This is a genomic window from Pseudomonas sp. 2848 (assembly GCF_003253945.1).
Taxonomy (GTDB): domain Bacteria; phylum Pseudomonadota; class Gammaproteobacteria; order Pseudomonadales; family Pseudomonadaceae; genus Aquipseudomonas.
Genome location: NZ_QKZD01000001.1, coordinates 769802 through 787872, shown reverse-complemented (window position 1 = coordinate 787872; position 18071 = coordinate 769802). Strand labels below are relative to the sequence as shown.

Genomic DNA, 18071 nt, shown 5'->3' with positions numbered 1-18071 from the left:
TTACTTCTCGATAATTTCCGTCAGCATCCGCGCCACCCCGTGTTGCCAGTGGGGGAGATTGAGCAAGAAGGCTTTCTGCAGTTTTTCAGTGTTCATGCGGGAATTCGCCGGTCGTTTGGCAACCGTTGGGTAGGCATCCGTGGTCAGCGCAGTGATCGCGTAAGCCTTCACCGCCAACTCGACACCCGCAGCTTCGGCCCGTTCAAGGACGAATCGGGCGTAACCACACCAGGTGGTCTCACCGCCAGCGGCCAGGTGATACAACCCGCCGAGCTCAGGGTTACGCAGCGTCGCAACGATGGCATGAGCGGTGACATCGGCAATCAGATCGGCGCCAGTGGGCGCACCGAATTGGTCGTCGATAACCCCTAGGGTGTCGCGCTCACGCGCTAGGCGCAGCATAGTCTTGGCGAAGTTGTTGCCCCGCGCAGCATAGACCCAGCAGGTGCGCAAGATCAGATATCGGCAACCGGAAGCCTGAATGGCCTGCTCGCCCGCCAGCTTACTCTCGCCATAGACGTTCAACGGCGCGACAGGATCACCTTCATGCCAGGGCGCCTGGCCGTTGCCGGCAAACACATAGTCGGTCGAGTAGTGCACCAACAAAGCACCACTGCGTGCGGCCGTCTCGGCCATCACCTGAACAGCCTCGGCGTTGACTCGCTGAGCCTGCTGTGGCTCGGACTCGGCCTTGTCCACTGCGGTGTAGGCCGCAGCATTGACGATAACGTCCGGTGCAAAGCGCGCCATCGTCATGGCCAACCCCTCGAGATTGGCCAGGTCGCCGCAATAGCCGGTACTGCGCGCGTCCAGCGCCAGCAGCTCGCCCAATGGCGCCAAGCTGCGCTGCAACTCCCAACCCACCTGGCCATTTTTGCCCAGAAGAAGAATCTTCATGCGCTGCGCTCAGCGTAATTCTTCTCTACCCATTCACGGTAGTTTCCGGATTGCACGCTTTCGACCCAGGCCTGGTTGGCCAGATACCACTGGACTGTCTTGCGGATACCGGTCTCGAAAGTCTCAGCAGGAGTCCAGCCCAACTCGCGCTCAAGTTTACGTGCGTCAATAGCATAACGGCGGTCATGACCGGGACGGTCAGCGACGTAGGTTATTTGCTCATCGTAACCCTTGCCGTCAGCACGCGGACGCAACTCGTCGAGCAGCGAGCAGACGTGCTTGACAATCTCCAGGTTGGGCTTCTCGTTCCAACCACCGACGTTGTACACCTCTCCGACCACACCCGCTTCAAGCACTCGGCGAATGGCGCTGCAATGGTCCTTCACATACAGCCAATCACGAATCTGCTGACCGTCACCATAAACGGGCAACGCCATGCCCGCCAAGGCGTTGACGATCATGAGCGGTATGAGCTTTTCCGGGAAGTGATAGGGGCCGTAATTGTTCGAGCAATTGGTAGTCAGCACTGGCACGCCGTAGGTGTGGTGATAAGCGCGCACCAAATGGTCACTCGCGGCCTTGCTAGCGGAGTATGGGCTATTCGGCTCGTATTGATGACTTTCAGTAAATGCTGGCGCATCAGCGTCGAGCGAACCATACACTTCGTCAGTCGAGACATGCAGGAAGCGGAACTTTTGCTTTTCATCGCCCTCCAATCCATTCCAGTAGACGCGTACCGCCTCCAGCAAGCGGAACGTCCCGACAATATTGGTCTGAATGAAATCCTCCGGACCATGGATGGAGCGATCGACATGCGATTCAGCTGCAAAATTCACGATAGCCCGTGGACGATGCTCGACCAGCAATCGCCGTACCAACTGGGCATCGGCAATATCGCCACAAACAAAGACGTGCTGCGCATTGCCATCCAGGATGGCGAGGTTGCCCAAGTTCCCGGCGTAGGTCAGCTTGTCCAGGTTGACGACGGTTTCACCCGACTGGGCGACCCAGTCAAGCACGAAGTTGGCGCCGATAAAACCAGCCCCACCAGTTACTAGAATAGTCATGAGATCAGATCTTTTTCAGTAATGTCGCGAGTAGCAGTCCAAGATTTCCAAGTACTGTCTGCCGATAGAGGCCTGCCTTGAACAGACACGCCATACGTGCGGGCAAGCTTTGTTTGCGGGCCGCCTTGAACAATTCAAGGGTCCTGCGATGATCCTTCCCCAACCGATGATTCATCGATTCAAGGGCACGGATATTTTGGGTGTTCCAATCGTAGAATCGCCCCTGAAAGACCATGGCAAGGCGCCGAAAACGAGCCTTCCAGTCAGCGTTGCTACCAATTACGTTGGCTTCATGCTGGCGGTAGAACACCCTGGGCTGAGGATCGTAATGAACCACACCACCGACCCCCGTGATCAGCTGGTAGCACCACCAGTCATGGGAAGGCACGTCAAGTTCAGCTCCCGCTTCCACGATCAGGTTCCGGGCCGCCTTGTTGAACACCATGGTATTGCCGCCACCTATACTCTGCACCAAGGCATTCTTGAAATGCGGGGGCAGTAGAAAGCTCGGCGACAAACCACGGTGAATACCACCCTCACAGATGATCTGAGTTCGCCCACAATAAACTGCTGGCACATCCGACGGAATACTGCTCAGCCATTCAACCGCGACCTGCAGTTTTTCGCAGCTCCAGACATCATCTTGATCGGACCAGGCAAAATAATCCGCCTCAATTTCAGGCCGGCATGTCAGGCTGAGAAAGTTACGAACGAATCCCGCGCGCGGCCCACCTAAGACCTTGAGCCGATGCTCCCCCCATAGCTCGCCGTACCTCTGAAGCAACGCCTGGGTACGATCTTTCGAACCATCATCAGAAACGTACAGCGACCAATTGCGATACGTCTGCCGTTCGAAAGAGTCGAGCTGCTCGGAAAGGTACAGGGCACCGTTGTAGGTGCACATTAGAATGGCGACACGGGGAACACCAGGAAGGCTGAGCTCCCTGAAAAAGGCCAGACTGTTCAGCGCATCGACGCCGGGAGGCTGAGTTAGCACCGCCACGTATCTTCATCCCTGAGTGAAACTCGCTTCGCGAGCAAACTGTGGAAGCAAAAGTGCTATCAAAAAGCCATTGCAAAAATTCGGCAGAAAGGGTAGCACGCTCAGAGAAAATTCTAAAGGTCACGTGAAGAAAATCTGTAACAGCGTGAAATCAATGTTATGTCCCAAACATGGACGCCGAATCAAGAAACAAAAAATGCCTTTAAAATCGTCGAAAATTATAAAAAATAATGAATTTTCCACGAAAATTTTTGACCCTGTCCACTGAGGTATTTGTAGCTGCCTGACAAAACAGCCGATTCATTCTCGCGAGCTCGCAGCCTTTATCTCCCTAAGATATCCTCGAGCCCCGCACCAAACGAGCACCACCATGCCGCTCCTCAATCAACAAAATCCCTTCGAGTCCTACTCGCCCAACCTGCCAGGAAGAGATTTTGTCGTGGGTGACATCCATGGTCACTTCGAGCTCCTGGAGAGGTTGCTGGCCGAAGTCGATTTCGATACGAGCACTGACCGACTGTTTTCCACTGGCGACCTTGTTGATCGGGGGCCATTTTCCGAGGATGCGCAAATATGGATGGCATATCCCTGGTTCCATGCGGTACGTGGCAATCATGAACAGATGGCCATCGACTGCGCCGCCGGTGTTGGAGACCCTGGACGACATGCGCGCAATGGCGGGAGGTGGTTCCATCAGCTTCCGCTTCAGGCACAGCAAAGCCTCGCGAAGGCTTTCAGCACACTACCTCTGGCAATCGAAGTAAAACTCAGGGACGGCCAGGCCATCGGCATCATCCATGCCGAGCTGCCGGAAGCCGGATCGACTGCCGACTGGAAAACTTCCCTGGCACTCTTGAACAGCAGCGACCTGCAGGCACGTCGAAGCGCCCAGACCCAGGCGCTCTATGCCAGGAATCGCATCACAACGCTGGACACCCGCTGCGTACACGGGCTGGACCGCCTGTATGTCGGCCATTCGACGGTGCCGCAGGTAACGAGGCTGGGAAATGTGGTCTACATCGACACGGGCTGCTCATTTTCCGATGGCGCGCTGACACTCATCGAGTTGGGGCAGGAGCGGATTACCACCTGCCGCCTCAGCGACCTTTAAAGCTCAAGGCTCCCGACGGCGCTGCAGGTAGATCCAGTCGACGATCTCGCCATCAGGATTGTAGCCGCTGACCATCTCCCGTAACTGCTGCCTGACCATCGCGTAGTCATCGGACGAAATCGCATCGAGCAGGACTGCCATTCGCGACTTGAGTGACTCCCAGTCCAGATAGTCTTCCTGGGCGCTCATGATCATCGGGTGACGAGTCGAAACCACATCGTCACCGATCAGCAACTCTTCATAGAGTTTTTCGCCTGGCCGCAAACCAGTGAACTCTATTGGAATGTCGCCGTGTGGGTTGGCTTCGGAGCGCACGCTCAGACCAGACAGATGAATCATCTTCTCCGCGAGTTCGACGATCTTCACCGGCTCGCCCATGTCGAGCACGAACACATCGCCGCCCTGCCCCATGGACCCAGCCTGAATCACCAGCTGCGCAGCCTCGGGTATGGTCATGAAGTAACGCGTTATTTTCGGGTGGGTCACCGTCAGTGGACCGCCCGCCTTGATCTGCTGATGGAACAAGGGAATGACCGAGCCCGACGAGCCAAGCACATTGCCGAAGCGCACCATGGTGAACCGGGTCTTGTTGACCCTGGAAACGTTGCCTGGGTCATTGAACAGCACCGGCGCCAGCTCACGACTCAACGCCTGCAGTACCATCTCGGCCAGGCGCTTGGTACTGCCCATGACATTGGTCGGCCGAACCGCCTTGTCGGTGGAAATCAGCACAAAGTTGGCCACACCGGATTGCAAGGCCGCCTGCGCGGTATTCAGCGTGCCGATCACATTGTTCAGGACACCCTCGGCAATATTGTGCTCGACCATCGGCACATGCTTGTAGGCTGCCGCATGGTAGACGGTCTCGACGCGCCAGGTGGACATCACGTCCAGCAGTTGCGCGGCATTGCGCACGGAGCCCAGGATCGGCAGGACCCGAGTCGGCAACGAGCCGCGGCGGATGCTTTTCTCAAGCTCGCTGAGAATGCTGTAGAGATTGAACTCACTGTGCTCGAGCAACAACAAGGTGCTGGGCTGAAGCCTCAGGATCTGCCGGCACAGTTCCGAGCCGATCGAACCACCAGCCCCCGTGACCAGAACCACCTTGCCTTTCACGCAGTGCTCGAGCAGGTCGGCCTGCGCCGGCACAGCGTCTCGGCCCAACAGGTCGGCGATATCCACTTCCTGCAGGTCGTCGACCTTGACCCGGCCGCTGGCCAGGTCCATGAAGCCCGGCACGCTGCGCACGTGCAGCGGATAGCCTTCGAGCAGCCCAAGAATCTCGCGCCGGCGCATACGGTTGACTGAAGGTATGGCCAGCAACAGTTCCTGGGCCCCAGTGACATCGATCATGCGCTGGATCTGCTCGGGACGATAGACGTGCAAGCCCGCGATTACCCGATCGGCGATGCTGCTGTCATCATCGATGAACGCCACAGGCCGCATCACCTTGCCCATGCGTAGCGCCGCAACCAGCTGATTACCCGCGCTGCCGGCGCCATAGATGGCCACTTTGGGCAAACCATCGTCACGATTGCTGAAGGGCATGTGCTGCGAGGCGAAAAACCAGTCCCCCATGAAGTACTGACGCATGGCCAGGCGCAACCCGCCCACTAGCACCAGGCTCAACCACCAGTAGTTGAAGATGATGGAACGCGGCACCAGGTACTGATGGTTGGCGGACCAGTACACGATGACGCCCAGGATCAGCGACGAGAGCGTCACCGCCTTGATGATGACGATCAACGCGTCATTGCCGAAATAGCGCATCACCGCGCGATACATGCCGAAGCGGATGAACAATGGAATCGATACCAGTGGCACGCAGACGAACAGCCACACGTGGTCACGAAATGGCGCAGCGTACTCGTCGATCCCCAGGCGAACGACAAACGCCAGCCACAGGGCTACCCACACGAGCACAACATCGGCCAACACCTGCACCAGCCGCTTCTTCGCCCGCGGCAGCCCCAGCAGCGACGTCCGCATTCTTTCCCATCCCCTTCCTACCACGGTACCGCTCCTCATCAGCAAAGCTAATTCTTCTTCTGAAATCCAGGCCCATCAACTTTCTGCCGAGCCGGTCAACGCTCGGCAGCACCTGCATGATAGGCGACGGCCAACCCCACCAGGGGCAGGTAGGCGACCAGGAGCGCCAGGAATCCGTCTAGATCGAACAGCAGGACGCCAAGCGCGACCGGCAGCAGCCAGCACAGGTTGAGCAGCGCCACCGCCAGCGTCACCGGCAAGTGGCCACCCACCCGGCGCGAAGCGAACTGGTAGGCATGGCTGCGATGGGCCTCGTAGACCTTCTCACCACGCACCAACCTGCGGATCAGAGTGAAGGTAGCATCAACCACGAACACTCCAAGCAGAATCAGCCAGCACCAGAACAGCTGCGCGGATACCCAGGCTGCCTGAAGCGACAGCAGACCCAGAACGATACCGAGGAAGCCGCTACCTGCATCGCCCATGAAAATCTTCGCCGGTGGAAAATTCCAGTACAGGAAGCCACTCACCGACATGATCAGGATCAACGGCAGCGCGATCAGTTGCTCGAAACCACCCAACCAGTAAAGCAGGCAAGCCCCCGCGCAGACACAGATGGCCTCGACACTGGCAATGCCATCGATACCGTCCATGAAGTTGTAGAGGTTGAGCAGCCACACCAGGTAGAACGCAGCGAACACCGCCCCAAACCAGCCCAGGTCGACGACCACCCCGAACAACTGCAAGGGTGGCATGCCGCCGAGCCAGTAGAGGCCCCACGCCGCCGCAATGAAATGCCCCAGCAACCGCCAGCGTGCGGCGATATGCCCATGGTCATCCAGAAAGCCGATTACCGCGATCAACCCACCCGCCCCCGCCAGCCCGATCAACTGGCTGGAGGCCAGTTGATCGGCGACTCCGAGCGCCACCACAACCAACAGGAACGAGACGACGATCGCCACGCCCCCGCCTCGCGGCGTTGGCACCACGTGCGAACTGCGGGCATTGGGAATATCGATGATGCTTCTGGCCAATGCGTAACGACGCAAACCCGCAGTCATCAGTAGGGAAATCAGCGCCACCAAAGGCGCCAGCCACCATTGAGTCATTTGTTCATGTTTTCCTGATAATGCCGTGCGGCCTGCGCCAATGCCCGATCCACGCCGAGGGGCGGAACCCAGCCCAGCAGCGTGCGAGTCTTTTCGATATCCACCTGCAGCGAACCACACAGTCGCTGCGACAGCGCGCGCTTGCCCAGCAGGGTCGCTCCCAGCTTCAGCAGTATCGCCGGCACCGGCAACAGCCGCGCTGGCGCGCCAAGCGCCCTGGCCATGCGCCTGAGCAGATCGGTGGTGGAAAGATCCTCGCCATCGCTGACCAGGAAAGTCTGGTTGGCCGCGGCGGGATGCACCATGCAGGTCAGCACCAGGTCGACCAGGTTATCCAGCGCCACCAGGCTGCGACGGTTATCGATTGCGCCGAAGGGCAGAGGCACGCCTTTTTGCAGCCAGCGCATCATGGCCAGGAAGTTCGCTTTGACGCCCGGGCCGTACACCAGCACCGGGCGAATGATCACCACCTCCAAACCCGTCTGCGCGGCCAGAGCGCGCAACCCCTGCTCGGCTTCCATCTTCGATACGCCGTAGGGATCCGCAGGCGCCGGAACATCGTCGGCGTGATAGGGGCGGCCAGTATCGGTGCCCTCGCCATTGACCTTGATCGAACTGATGAAGATGAACCGCCGCACCCCCGCCGCGACTGCCTGGCGCGCCAGGTTGAGGGTCCCTTCGACGTTGACTCTGCGAAATGCCGAGAGCGGGTCGGCCTCGGTATCATTCATCACATGCACGCGAGCGGCCGAGTGGATGATTACGTCCACACCCTGCAGTCCCTGCTGCCATTGGGTATCGGCATCCAGCGCGTCGATCTGGAATGTTTCGACCTGGGCATCGAGAGCCGAACTGGAACGCACGGCGGCCCGCAATCGGTGACCGCGAGCGGCGAGGCTAGACAGCACGGCCCTACCGACAAAACCGGTAGCCCCGGTTACCAGTACTGTTGATGTCATCAGCTGTTCGTCCTGCGCAGCGTGGCGACCCGGAATAGCTCTTCCAGGCGCGCCATCAGTTTGTCCTTGGCGTAATGCTGTTCGTAATACAAGCGCCCTGCCCGGCCCATGCCCAAGCGCGCAGACTCATCAACCTCGGCCAGCGCACGCGTGATGTCAGCCAGGCCCCGGGCATCACCCGAAGGGCAGGCCAGGCCCGCGCCAGACTCGACGATCACACGCGCCGCCTCACCGTTGATCATTCCCAGCAGCGGACGGCCGGAGGCAAGATACGCCTGGACCTTGCCCGGGATGGTCTTCTCGAATACATCGTTGGTCTTGAGTGATACCAGCAGCGCATCGGCCTGGGCGAACAAGCCCGGCATGGCCTCCAGCGGATGACGTCCCAACAACTGCACGTTATCCAGCTTGCGGATGGCAACCTGCCCAGCCAGCCATTCGCTCATGCGTCCATCCCCAACGATCACCCACCGCACGGCAACCTCGTCGCGCAACGTCTCTGCGGCATCGAGCACCGCCGGAAAATCCTGCGCCTCACCCAGGTTGCCAGCAAAGACCACTGTGAACATGCCCGGCTCCCGGGAAATCAACCCAGGACCCACAGCCTCAGGAGAAGAAAAATCGTCCTCTGCCCAGCTCGGGAAATACACCAGGCGCTCCGCCGCGATCGGTCGCTTGCAATACTGGCGCACGTTGTCGAGAAAACCGTGTGATTGCAGCAGCAAGTAGTCGGTACGGTCATAGATCCACGAGACCATCTTGCCGACCAGTGCCAACAGGCGCGGATGCTTGACCACGCCCACCGCACGCAAGGTTTCCGGCCACAGGTCCAGCACCCATACGAACACTGGCGCACGCTTCAGCCGCCCGATAACCACCGCAGGAATGGCTGCCATGATCGGCGAGACCGCATAGACGAAAACTGCATCGAAACGCCGCTTGCGCAGTTTGAACGCCCCCAATACGGAGGCGCAGACGAAGAACGACAGGTAGTTCAACATCAGCGTGACACTGCGCTTTCCCCGCGCAATCAGTGGCACACGAACCACCTCGGCCCCCTCATAGCAGCGAAATGCCTCGGGGGCTTCCCGGTAGCGCTCGAATACTCGACCTTCCGGGTAGTTCGGCCGGCCCGTCAGCACGGTAACCTCATGCCCCTTGGCCGTCAGGTCACGGACAAGGTCATTGATGCGCATGTTCTCTGGCCAGAAGTACTGGGTAACAACGAGAACCTTCAGCGGGGCTTCAGCCATGTTTGGTATCCGGCCCAATCTCAGTACTGTTTCCAGACGACACGATTCACGTAGTCGGTATAGCTGTGCAGAATCCGCACGACCTTGTCCGCGACATTCGGCATGCTGTAGTCCTCGACCAGACGCAGGCTGCGCGAATCGCCCCGCGCCTGGCTCTCGAGGATGCTCAAGCCCTGCAGGACGCGCTCGACCTCCAGGCCGACCATCATCGCCGCAGTCTCCTCCATCCCCTCTGGACGTTCGTGGGCCTCACGGATGTTCAACGCCGGGAAGTTCAGGATCGACGCCTCTTCGCTGATGGTTCCGCTGTCGGACAGGACCGCCTTGGCCTCGAGCTGAAGCTTGTTGTAATCCTTGAAGCCCAGCGGTTTGAGCAGGCGCACATTTTCATGAAATGTCACGCCCATGGCGGTGACGCGTTTCTGTGTCCGTGGGTGCGTGGAGACGATTACCGGCAGCCCGAACTGCTCCGCCACGGTGTTGAGCACGTCCACCAGCTTGAGGAAATGTGCGTCCGAGTCGATGTTCTCTTCACGGTGGGCACTGACCACGAAAAACTTGCCAGCCTCCAGGCCAAGGCGCGACAACACGTCCGAACCGTCGATACCGCTACGGTAGTAGTTCAACACTTCGAACATCGGGCTGCCGGTCTTGATCACACGGTCCGCAGGCAGACCTTCACGCAGCAGGTAATCCCGCGCGATGGTGCTGTAGGTGAGGTTGATGTCAGCCGTGTGATCGACGATGCGCCGATTGATCTCTTCGGGCACGCGCATGTCGAAGCAGCGGTTTCCTGCCTCCATGTGGAACGTCGGGATCTTGCGACGCTTGGCCGGCAGAACAGCCATGCAACTGTTGGTATCGCCAAGCACCAGCAAGGCCTCTGGCTTGATCTCGGCCAGGATGCGGTCGACCGCGATGATCACGTTGCCAATGGTCTCGGCACCTGTGGCGCCTGCCGCATTGAGGAAATGGTCCGGCTTGCGAATCCCCAGATCCTGGAAAAAGATCTCGTTCAGTTCATAGTCGTAGTTCTGGCCGGTATGCACCAACACGTGATCGCAGTGCTGGTCGAGAGCGGCCATGACCCGCGACAGACGAATGATTTCAGGGCGGGTCCCCACCACGGTCACAACTTTGAGCTTTTTCATGTCAATGGTCCTGTGTACAACGGCTCAGGCTTGGGTACCGACGGGGCGGGCATAGGTGTCTGGGTGTTCGCGGTCAAAGATTTCATTGGCCCAGAGCATGACGATCATCTCGTCCTCGCCGACATTGGTGATGTCGTGGGTCCATCCTGGAACAGTTTCGACAATACGCGCCTGCTCACCGTCAGTGAAAAGTTCATGAAACTCCCCGCTGACAATATGGCGGAAGCGGAAGCAGGCCTTGCCCTTTATGACCAGGAATTTTTCGGTCTTCGAGTGATGGTAATGCCCACCACGGGTGATTCCCGGGTGCGCGGTGAAGTAGGAGAACTGACCGCTGTCACGGGTCTTGAGCATCTCCACGAATACCCCGCGCGGGTCGCCATGACGGGGTACGTCATAGGTGAAACGTTCCGGTGGCACATAGCTCAGGTAGGTCGAGTAAAGCGCTCGCACCAGCCCCGTGCCGACGGCTTCGGTAACCATCGACTGGCGGCTGTCACGAAATGCCCGCAACTGCTCCGCCAGCTCACCGACGGTGATCCGATACTGAGGCTCGACACTGACGAAAGGCGAACCGGTCACAGCCCCTCGCATGACCGCAATGAACTGCGCAATGACATCGTCGACATACACCAGGTTGATCTGGGCATCGGGGTCATTGATGGTGATCGCCAGGTCACGGGCGATATTGTGGCAGAACGTCGCCACCGCCGAGTTGTAGTTCGGCCTGGCCCACTTGCCGAACACATTGGGCAGGCGGAACAGATGCACCGGCACGCCATGGCTGGCAGCGAGCTGGATCAACTCGTCCTCGGCGGCACGCTTGCTCAGGCCGTAAGGGTTGTCCAGACCCGCCTGAATGGACGAGGTGTACAGCACGGGTACCGGACGACCAGCGGCCACGATGGCATCACACAGGGCACGGGTCAGGTCGGCATTGCCGCTCTGGAACTCCAGTGGGTCCTGCGGGCGATTGACGCCTGCCAGGTGAAACACGAAGTCCGCCTGGCTGACCAGCGACGACAGGCTATCGAGCCCATCGTCGCGAGTGAAGCGCAATACCTGCACATCAGGCAGCTCACTCAGGTGAACAATGAGGTTCTGGCCGACAAAACCATTGGCACCGGTAATCAGGACTTTCATGCCTTACTCCTCGGGCGTAGCGTTTTCGCCACGCTGGATCGCGCGCATGAAGTCCAGCTTCAGCAACAGGCGCTGCATGCCCTCGACATCCAGGCGCTCGGTGTTGTGTGAGTTGTAGTCTTCGGTACGAGAGATTCTGGTTTCACCCTGCTCGACGTACTTGGCGTAATTGAGGTCGCGCAGATCGGGCGGAATACGGAAGTACTCCCCCATGTCTTCGGCACAGGCCATTTCTTCACGGCTGAGCAGCGCTTCGTAGAGTTTTTCACCATGGCGCGTGCCGATCACCTGGATCGGATGCTCGGGCTTGCCCACCAGCGCAGTCAGGGCCTTGGCCAAGGTTTCCACTGTAGCGGCTGGCGCCTTCTGCACGAACAAATCGCCATTGTTGCCATGCTTGAACGCGTAGAGCACGAGGTCAACGGCATCGGCCAGGGTCATCATGAATCGGGTCATGTTCGGGTCGGTCAGCGTCAGTGCCTTGCCTGCGCGAATCTGATCGACGAACAACGGAATTACCGACCCCCGCGACGCCATGACATTGCCGTAGCGCGTACCACAGATGACGGTCTTCTTGTCATCGACATTACGCGACTTGGCAACCATGACCTTTTCCATCATCGCCTTGGAAATACCCATCGCATTGATCGGATAGACCGCTTTGTCGGTGCTCAGGCAGACGACGCGACGCACTTCGTTCTGGATCGCCGCCTCAAGCAGATTCTCCGTGCCCAGGACATTGGTCTTGACCGCTTCCATCGGATGAAACTCACAGGACGGCACCTGCTTGAGCGCGGCGGCATGGAAAATATAATCGACGCCACGGGTCGCATTGAGCACGCTCTGGTAGTCCCGGACATCACCGATGTAGAACTTGAGCTTGCTGCTGCCATAACGCTTGCGCATGTCGTCCTGCTTCTTCTCATCACGACTGAAGATGCGGATCTCCGCGATATTCGTGTCGAGGAAGCGCTTGAGTACAGCGTTTCCGAAGGAACCCGTACCGCCTGAAATGAGAAGTTTCTTTCCACTGAACATAATGATTCCTGAATAGGCGACTAGCGGGCCTGCAACGCAGAAAAGACTTTTTCGTCCTTTTGCTGCGCGCTCGGATAACTGATCAAGACGGCGCGGTAGGTACCTTTGAAGACGAATAAGCTGCCAGCGGCAACCCCCACCACCCCACAGGCCGCGACCACTTGATGCATATCCTCCAGGGAACCGCCTCCCCCCAGGATGGTGACCGGAATATTGACGGCCTCACGCACCTTGCTCGCCAGCGCTATATCGTAGCCTTTCATCCGACCGTCGTTGGCGATCGAGTTGATGACAATTTCACCTGCACCCGCCGCTTCCATTTCCTTCGCCACATCGATGACGTTGCGCTTGGTGTTACGGGTGCCGTTGTGAGTCCAGACATCCTGTTGCTTGCTGAGGCTGAGCGTACGCGGTTTGTGATCAAGCACCACCACAACGCTCTGGCGGCCGATTTCCTCGGCAATACGGGTGACCAGTGTCGGATCTTCCAGTGCCGCGGCACTGATTGCGACCTTCTCCACGCCGAGCGCAATGATTGCCCTAGCCTGCTCAGGCGTGCGCACGCCGCCGCCATAGCACAGGGGCATGCGGCACTCTGCGGCCAGGTTGGCGATACGCTTGTAGTCGGGTTCGCGACCATTGACCGTAGCGTCGATGTCGACAACGATCAGCTCGTCCGCTTCCTTCTCGTTGAAGATCTTCACCGCGTTGATCGGGTCACCGACATACTTGGCATCCTTGAAACCAACGGTCTTGACCAGGCCACCGTCGTGAATCAACAGGCAGGGAATGATTCGAGGTCTAAGCATTTCAAAGTTCCGCGAAGTTTTTCAGAAGTCCGACACCAAAGTGATGGCTCTTCTCTGGGTGGAACTGAACGCCATAGACGTTATCGGACGCCACGGCGCAACTGAAATTCAGGCCATAGCTGGAGCGCGCGCTGGCATGTTCGGCATGCGTGCATTCGAAGTAGAAGGAATGCAGGAAGTAGAACCGCGCTTCGTCCTCGAACCCCTTGAGCAATGGATTGCCATTGACCGCCTGGACATCGTTCCAGCCCATGTGCGGAAGGGCGATAGCTTCCAGACCAGGGTTCGAGCGGAACGAAACCACCCGCCCCGGGACCCAACCCAGGCCAGGCAAGCGCCCTTCGTCGCTGGAGTCGGCGAGCATCTGCATACCCACACAGATACCCAGCACCGGCACCTTGTCCTGACGCACAAGCCGGTCGAGCGTGGCACGCATGCCCGAAGCCTCGAGACGCTCCATGGCATGATCGAACGCGCCGACACCTGGCAGGATCAACTTCTGCGCGCCCGCCAGCTCCTCGGCGCAACGCGCTACCTGGACGGGAATATGCAGGCGCTTGTAGACATTCACGAACGCCTGAATATTACCCAGGCCATAATCGATAATCGTAATCATCTGAACAGCCTTCTCTCCAGACCCAACGCGCTCATCACGCGTGCGCCGATACCGATAAGGAAGCGCTTGTTCTTGTAGTCGGCACAGGTCTTGTTCTGCCCGTCGAAAATGGCACGCAACTCATCAACCGTGAGGTCCAGCTTGTTGGCGACGAACTCGAACTCGGAGATCAGGAACTTCTCTTCCAGCTCAGGTTGAGCGATACGCTCCAGCGCTGCCTCGCGGGTCATCTGCCCGGTCATGATCAGGCTCGAGAAGTGCGCCCGACGCTTTTCGTAGCCAAACTTTCGCGGCATCCAGTAATCTTCATAAAAACGGGTGAAGCGCGATTCATGATGCTTGTGCTGGAATGCCTTCCAGCCAAACAGCCGCTGCAACGTCTCTTCTGCGTCCTTTTTTACATAAGGAATCAGGTTCAACGGCTTGACGACTTCCATTCCAAGAATGTAACGGTAGTAGAGTTTATACATCAGGATATCGACCACCGGGAATGACTTCAGCGGTCGTTTGCCAAACTGTTTGTGAATATCCATCATCAAGCGTTTGTCGATCCCAGGGTATCCCCCCCACGCCTCGGGCTCACGGCAACACTCGGTCGAGAAGTTTCCGCCCGTCAGGACATACTTGATCTTGTTGGCGCGGGCAAATTTGTACAAGCCGGAAAAGAACGCAATATCCTGCGGCAAGTCCTGGTCAGAAATCTGCGCCTTGAGAAAGGCCACCTGCAGATCTTTCATCTCTTCCCAGTTGATGACGTCCGTGTACAAGTCCAGGCCAAGACCGTCGACAAGTTTCTCGATATTGCCCACCGCCTGGTCGGTGTTCCAACCCGCATCGACATGGAACAGCAACGGACGCAGGCCCATCTTCTCCTTGGCGATGTAGCTGACATAGGAGCTGTCGAGGCCACCACTCAAACCAATGATGCAATCGAAGTCACGGCCTTGACCGTCCTTTCTGATCTTGTCGGCAAGCCGCATCAGCTCTGCTTCGCCACGTTGATCCGTGTGCCAGTTAGGGCTGATCTGCTGGTCAAAATTCCGGCAGTGCTCGCACACGCCCTCGGCATCGAACTGGATCAGCGGATCACTTGTATCCATGATGCAACGCGAGCAAATTTTATAGGCGCTACCCCTCATACACTCTCCTGATTCTGGTAGCCGATAGCTCAAGGCTGAATTCTTTCGCAACCCAAAAGGGTCAATTTTGACTGGAGGTCGGCAAAAATACCAGCGCCCGCCCCCTCTTGACCATGAAGCGGATGCATCACCGCGCCGACCCCTTGCCCGGCATACTCCTGAACCAGCGTGGAAGGATAGGAAACTATCAAGTCTACTGCAGGAAATATCCTTTTATCCTCAATAACAGTCCAACCTTGACTCCTCGCCAACGCACTCATACCGGCTGTTGGGTGCGGCTTGTAATACACGGAAACTTTAAAAGCTTCAACCATGCACTTGAATACTTCAATTTGTATCGACTCACAAATTGGATGCCCTACAAACAGCACCTTGACCTTGTGCTCCGCCGGCAAGGAAACGAGATCTATCAACGGCGCATACCGTTGGACCTCGACTCCCCGCGCGCGACAACGACTGGCCAGAATATCATTTTCGAAAACCAGGCGTGAATGCTCATCGAACACGTACAACCGGGTGACCGCATTCAACTTGTAACGCAAGACGAAAGGCAGCCGGCTCTCTGATGAAGCGGGCTGGTCCAGTGCCCGCACATCACCATGCTGAACCAGCGTCAACTGCATATCCGATGACTTGACGCCGCGCGCCCGGACACGTTTGCGCGACATCAGCCCATCGACCAGCAGCGCCCATCGGTCGAAGTGATCCGCAGTCACCAAATGCTCGAACCCGCCCTTCTCCAGAGCCAGATAGACACAGAACCAACGCATGGCCGTATAACTCTGCAATACCCAGTCACGCAGACGAGGGCGGCGCGATAGTACAGCAACGGCGCGCACCGACAACCAGAAGGCACGGCGCAGGTCATTTTTGTCCAGTAGCGAAAACACATCGATGATCGGCCCGCTCACCTTGCCTGTGTCCACGGGTGCCCAAGGGAGGGTAAGCCACCCCAGAGGGCGCCCAGGCAGCGCGGTCCGAATGACTTCCACGGAACGATTGCCGGAGCAGAAGGCCACCTCAGCAACCTCTCCACCGGCTCCCGCTGGCGCTCGGCGCAGGTGCGCGGCAAGTACCCGCCACTCGCGAACGAAGAACAGCACTGCCCCGCCATATCGCCAAAGCATCCGCACAACACTGGCCACCGCCCGAACGAGCGCCCGCCGCCCAGTCAACCGATTGAGCAGCTTGGCGGGGCGCGGCAGATAGCCAAGCTCCTTGGGCGACAGGCCGCACAATGCATAAATGCCCTGGTCGAGGCAGATCTCGTTCTCGACAGATTTCACATAGCCGACCATGCATTCAAGGTCACGCCTCTTCATCCTGCCACTCCCGAACCAAGATTCTTTCTTGCCACAAAACAGGCACCTGTCGACATGCAGGCCATAGAAACTCCTGGACATGGAATTGCTGGAAGCGAATGGCACGCATCGCCATCCCGAACAGGCAGCTCGTTCACTGCACCTGCTCCACGCCAGGCCCTTTACCGGCTGCACCGCTACCACAAAGCAGATGGTAAGCGACCATCTTCCATACCCATACAACACCGAACGCAACACACATTGCCCAAGGAATTGCGCGCGCACCTGCATGCCCACCCCACAACCAGGCAAGCAGGATGAACAGTACAAAGCCCGCCAGCTGACTCCACAAAAGATGTTGGTCGCGTCCATGAGCATAAAGGCCCAGATGCGGAATCATGCTCAGGCAGTAGAGCGCCATGGCAAGCAGCAACCAATCGAGCATCGCCAGGTGATCCATGTAGGCTGGACTGCCCAGATACTCGACGACCGGGCGCGCAAACAGCGAACACGCAACGACCAGAACACCCGTTACAACAATCACATTGATCGTCAGCTCACGCATGGCCTTGGAAAAACCAGGCTGGTCGCCCTGCTTGGCCAGCGCGACCAGCCGCGGGAACAGGAACACAATGACCCCCGCATCGAGGAAAGACATCACCGCAGTCGCCATGCTCACGTAGAGCACATACGCGCCCACTGTCGACAGGTTCGCCAGCGCCTCCACGAAATACCTGTCCAGCGTGAAAATGCCACGTACGGCCAGCGTAGCCAGCAGCAGCGGAATCGCCACGCGGACACCCTTGCGCACCCAGGCCCAATCGACAGACTGCGCCAGTGCGCTGCGGTCGAGCCTCATCAGCCTGAGACCCGCCAGGGCACAGGCCAGGAAACAGCCTGCCAACCACGCGGAGAACACGAACTCCAAGGTACGCGAGCCAGGCGACCACCACATCCAGCCGACCACCACCAGGCACCAGGCACCGCTTCGCACGAACAGCACGACACTCGCCAGAACAGGCTCGGAAATCGCAACCAGCAACCGGTTCATCTCCTGCGCGACGTGTTCCAGCACCGTCAACAGGAAGAACCAGACGATGTAATGCCAGGGCAATACCCCCGCATGAAACAGGTACAAGGCAATGGGCAGGAAAACGGCATAGAGAAGGCTATACAGTGCGAATTGATCACGCACCATGGCCAACCAGCGGGAAGGCGGCTGACCAATGATTTCACGCGTCGAAAAGTTGTAAAACTCAAAACCCACAACATACAACGCGTAACCGATCGCCGCCGCAAAAAGGCCGTAAACACCGACCTCGGTCACCTCGAGAAATCTCGCCAGGAAAAAAATGAGGGCGAACTTGCTCAACAGCGTAAGGCCACGCAGCGCAATATTGAACAGGCGCACGACCTTACTGGAAAATAGGGTATTCGACACGCTCATTCCGGAACTCCGTCACTCCACACACTGAACAACCGGCTT

The 18071-nt window shown here is 58.3% G+C and carries 16 protein-coding genes; 1 reads left to right on the top strand and 15 read right to left on the bottom strand.

The annotated features are described in order from the left end of the window. The 3 genes from rfbD to DFS21_RS03645 are packed head-to-tail and all read right to left on the bottom strand — an operon-like array spanning position 1 to position 2967. Positions 1 to 897 carry a dTDP-4-dehydrorhamnose reductase gene (gene rfbD / locus DFS21_RS03655; RefSeq protein ID WP_111531847.1) on the bottom strand — a complete coding sequence of 299 codons (897 nt, stop codon included), beginning with the start codon at positions 895 to 897 and terminating at the stop codon, positions 1 to 3. Then, on the bottom strand, positions 894 to 1964 hold the full coding sequence (rfbB, locus tag DFS21_RS03650) for a dTDP-glucose 4,6-dehydratase (protein ID WP_111531846.1): 1071 nt from the start codon (positions 1962 to 1964) through the stop codon (positions 894 to 896). The genes rfbD and rfbB overlap by 4 nt, the downstream gene beginning before the upstream one ends. Positions 1965 to 1968: 4 nt before the next feature. Continuing rightward, complete coding sequence (locus tag DFS21_RS03645) at positions 1969 to 2967, bottom strand: glycosyltransferase family 2 protein (protein WP_371926754.1); 999 nt, start codon at positions 2965 to 2967, stop codon at positions 1969 to 1971. A gap of 370 nt (positions 2968 to 3337) precedes the next feature. On the opposite strand from DFS21_RS03645, the gene DFS21_RS03640 reads away from it, so the two are divergent. After that, the gene (locus DFS21_RS03640) at positions 3338 to 4078 is read left to right on the top strand and encodes a metallophosphoesterase (protein WP_111531845.1); all 741 of its coding nucleotides are present in this window, start codon (positions 3338 to 3340) and stop codon (positions 4076 to 4078) included. A gap of 3 nt (positions 4079 to 4081) precedes the next feature. Here the strand turns inward: DFS21_RS03640 and DFS21_RS03635 are convergent, their stop codons facing one another. The 12 genes from DFS21_RS03635 to DFS21_RS03580 all read right to left on the bottom strand — a co-directional run bounded on the left by DFS21_RS03635 (position 4082) and on the right by DFS21_RS03580 (position 18032). Next, a complete protein-coding gene (locus DFS21_RS03635) occupies positions 4082 to 6067 on the bottom strand; it encodes a nucleoside-diphosphate sugar epimerase/dehydratase (protein ID WP_111531844.1) in 1986 nt (661 codons plus the stop codon). Positions 6068 to 6162: 95 nt separating this feature from the next. Further along, positions 6163 to 7176: a glycosyltransferase family 4 protein gene (locus DFS21_RS03630; RefSeq protein ID WP_111531843.1), complete on the bottom strand. Its 1014-nt coding sequence runs from the start codon at positions 7174 to 7176 to the stop codon at positions 6163 to 6165. Then, positions 7173 to 8135 carry an SDR family oxidoreductase gene (locus tag DFS21_RS03625; RefSeq protein ID WP_111531842.1) on the bottom strand — a complete coding sequence of 321 codons (963 nt, stop codon included), beginning with the start codon at positions 8133 to 8135 and terminating at the stop codon, positions 7173 to 7175. Before DFS21_RS03625 ends, DFS21_RS03630 begins: the two co-directional genes overlap by 4 nt. After that, complete coding sequence (locus tag DFS21_RS03620) at positions 8135 to 9388, bottom strand: glycosyltransferase family 4 protein (RefSeq protein WP_111531841.1); 1254 nt, start codon at positions 9386 to 9388, stop codon at positions 8135 to 8137. The genes DFS21_RS03625 and DFS21_RS03620 overlap by 1 nt, the downstream gene beginning before the upstream one ends. Before the next feature lie 20 nt (positions 9389 to 9408). Next, entirely contained in the window at positions 9409 to 10539 is a 1131-nt protein-coding gene (gene wecB, locus DFS21_RS03615) for a non-hydrolyzing UDP-N-acetylglucosamine 2-epimerase (protein WP_111531840.1), read from the bottom strand. Positions 10540 to 10563: 24 nt separating this feature from the next. Beyond that, positions 10564 to 11682: a capsular polysaccharide biosynthesis protein CapF gene (locus tag DFS21_RS03610; protein WP_111531839.1), complete on the bottom strand. Its 1119-nt coding sequence runs from the start codon at positions 11680 to 11682 to the stop codon at positions 10564 to 10566. A 3-nt stretch (positions 11683 to 11685) separates the two neighbouring features. Continuing rightward, positions 11686 to 12720, bottom strand: coding sequence for a polysaccharide biosynthesis protein (locus DFS21_RS03605; RefSeq protein WP_111531838.1), 1035 nt, complete (start codon positions 12718 to 12720; stop codon positions 11686 to 11688). 20 nt (positions 12721 to 12740) lie between these two features. Then, a complete protein-coding gene (locus DFS21_RS03600; protein ID WP_111531837.1) occupies positions 12741 to 13529 on the bottom strand; it encodes an AglZ/HisF2 family acetamidino modification protein in 789 nt (262 codons plus the stop codon). A 1-nt stretch (position 13530) separates the two neighbouring features. Then, complete coding sequence (hisH, locus tag DFS21_RS03595; RefSeq protein WP_111531836.1) at positions 13531 to 14145, bottom strand: imidazole glycerol phosphate synthase subunit HisH; 615 nt, start codon at positions 14143 to 14145, stop codon at positions 13531 to 13533. Then, positions 14142 to 15284, bottom strand: coding sequence for an N-acetyl sugar amidotransferase (locus DFS21_RS03590; protein WP_111531835.1), 1143 nt, complete (start codon positions 15282 to 15284; stop codon positions 14142 to 14144). The genes hisH and DFS21_RS03590 overlap by 4 nt, the downstream gene beginning before the upstream one ends. A 29-nt stretch (positions 15285 to 15313) precedes the next feature. Continuing rightward, positions 15314 to 16711, bottom strand: a complete 1398-nt coding sequence (locus DFS21_RS03585) for a hypothetical protein (protein WP_146603128.1) — start codon at positions 16709 to 16711, stop codon at positions 15314 to 15316. Positions 16712 to 16739: 28 nt separating this feature from the next. Then, the gene (locus DFS21_RS03580) at positions 16740 to 18032 is read right to left on the bottom strand and encodes a lipopolysaccharide biosynthesis protein (protein WP_111531833.1); all 1293 of its coding nucleotides are present in this window, start codon (positions 18030 to 18032) and stop codon (positions 16740 to 16742) included. Positions 18033 to 18071 lie beyond the last annotated feature (39 nt).

What these genes read in the sequence shown, in the direction of transcription:
- rfbD (WP_111531847.1), bottom strand. Translation starts at nt 897, where the DNA reads ATGAAGATTCTTCTTCTGGGCAAAAATGGCCAGGTGGGTTGGGAGTTG.
- rfbB (WP_111531846.1), bottom strand. Translation starts at nt 1,964, where the DNA reads ATGACTATTCTAGTAACTGGTGGGGCTGGTTTTATCGGCGCCAACTTC.
- DFS21_RS03640 (WP_111531845.1), top strand. Translation starts at nt 3,338, where the DNA reads ATGCCGCTCCTCAATCAACAAAATCCCTTCGAGTCCTACTCGCCCAAC.
- DFS21_RS03635 (WP_111531844.1), bottom strand. Translation starts at nt 6,067, where the DNA reads ATGCGGACGTCGCTGCTGGGGCTGCCGCGGGCGAAGAAGCGGCTGGTG.
- DFS21_RS03630 (WP_111531843.1), bottom strand. Translation starts at nt 7,176, where the DNA reads ATGACTCAATGGTGGCTGGCGCCTTTGGTGGCGCTGATTTCCCTACTG.
- DFS21_RS03625 (WP_111531842.1), bottom strand. Translation starts at nt 8,135, where the DNA reads ATGACATCAACAGTACTGGTAACCGGGGCTACCGGTTTTGTCGGTAGG.
- DFS21_RS03620 (WP_111531841.1), bottom strand. Translation starts at nt 9,388, where the DNA reads ATGGCTGAAGCCCCGCTGAAGGTTCTCGTTGTTACCCAGTACTTCTGG.
- wecB (WP_111531840.1), bottom strand. Translation starts at nt 10,539, where the DNA reads ATGAAAAAGCTCAAAGTTGTGACCGTGGTGGGGACCCGCCCTGAAATC.
- DFS21_RS03610 (WP_111531839.1), bottom strand. Translation starts at nt 11,682, where the DNA reads ATGAAAGTCCTGATTACCGGTGCCAATGGTTTTGTCGGCCAGAACCTC.
- DFS21_RS03605 (WP_111531838.1), bottom strand. Translation starts at nt 12,720, where the DNA reads ATGTTCAGTGGAAAGAAACTTCTCATTTCAGGCGGTACGGGTTCCTTC.
- DFS21_RS03600 (WP_111531837.1), bottom strand. Translation starts at nt 13,529, where the DNA reads ATGCTTAGACCTCGAATCATTCCCTGCCTGTTGATTCACGACGGTGGC.
- hisH (WP_111531836.1), bottom strand. Translation starts at nt 14,145, where the DNA reads ATGATTACGATTATCGATTATGGCCTGGGTAATATTCAGGCGTTCGTG.
- DFS21_RS03590 (WP_111531835.1), bottom strand. Translation starts at nt 15,284, where the DNA reads ATGAGGGGTAGCGCCTATAAAATTTGCTCGCGTTGCATCATGGATACA.
- DFS21_RS03580 (WP_111531833.1), bottom strand. Translation starts at nt 18,032, where the DNA reads ATGAGCGTGTCGAATACCCTATTTTCCAGTAAGGTCGTGCGCCTGTTC.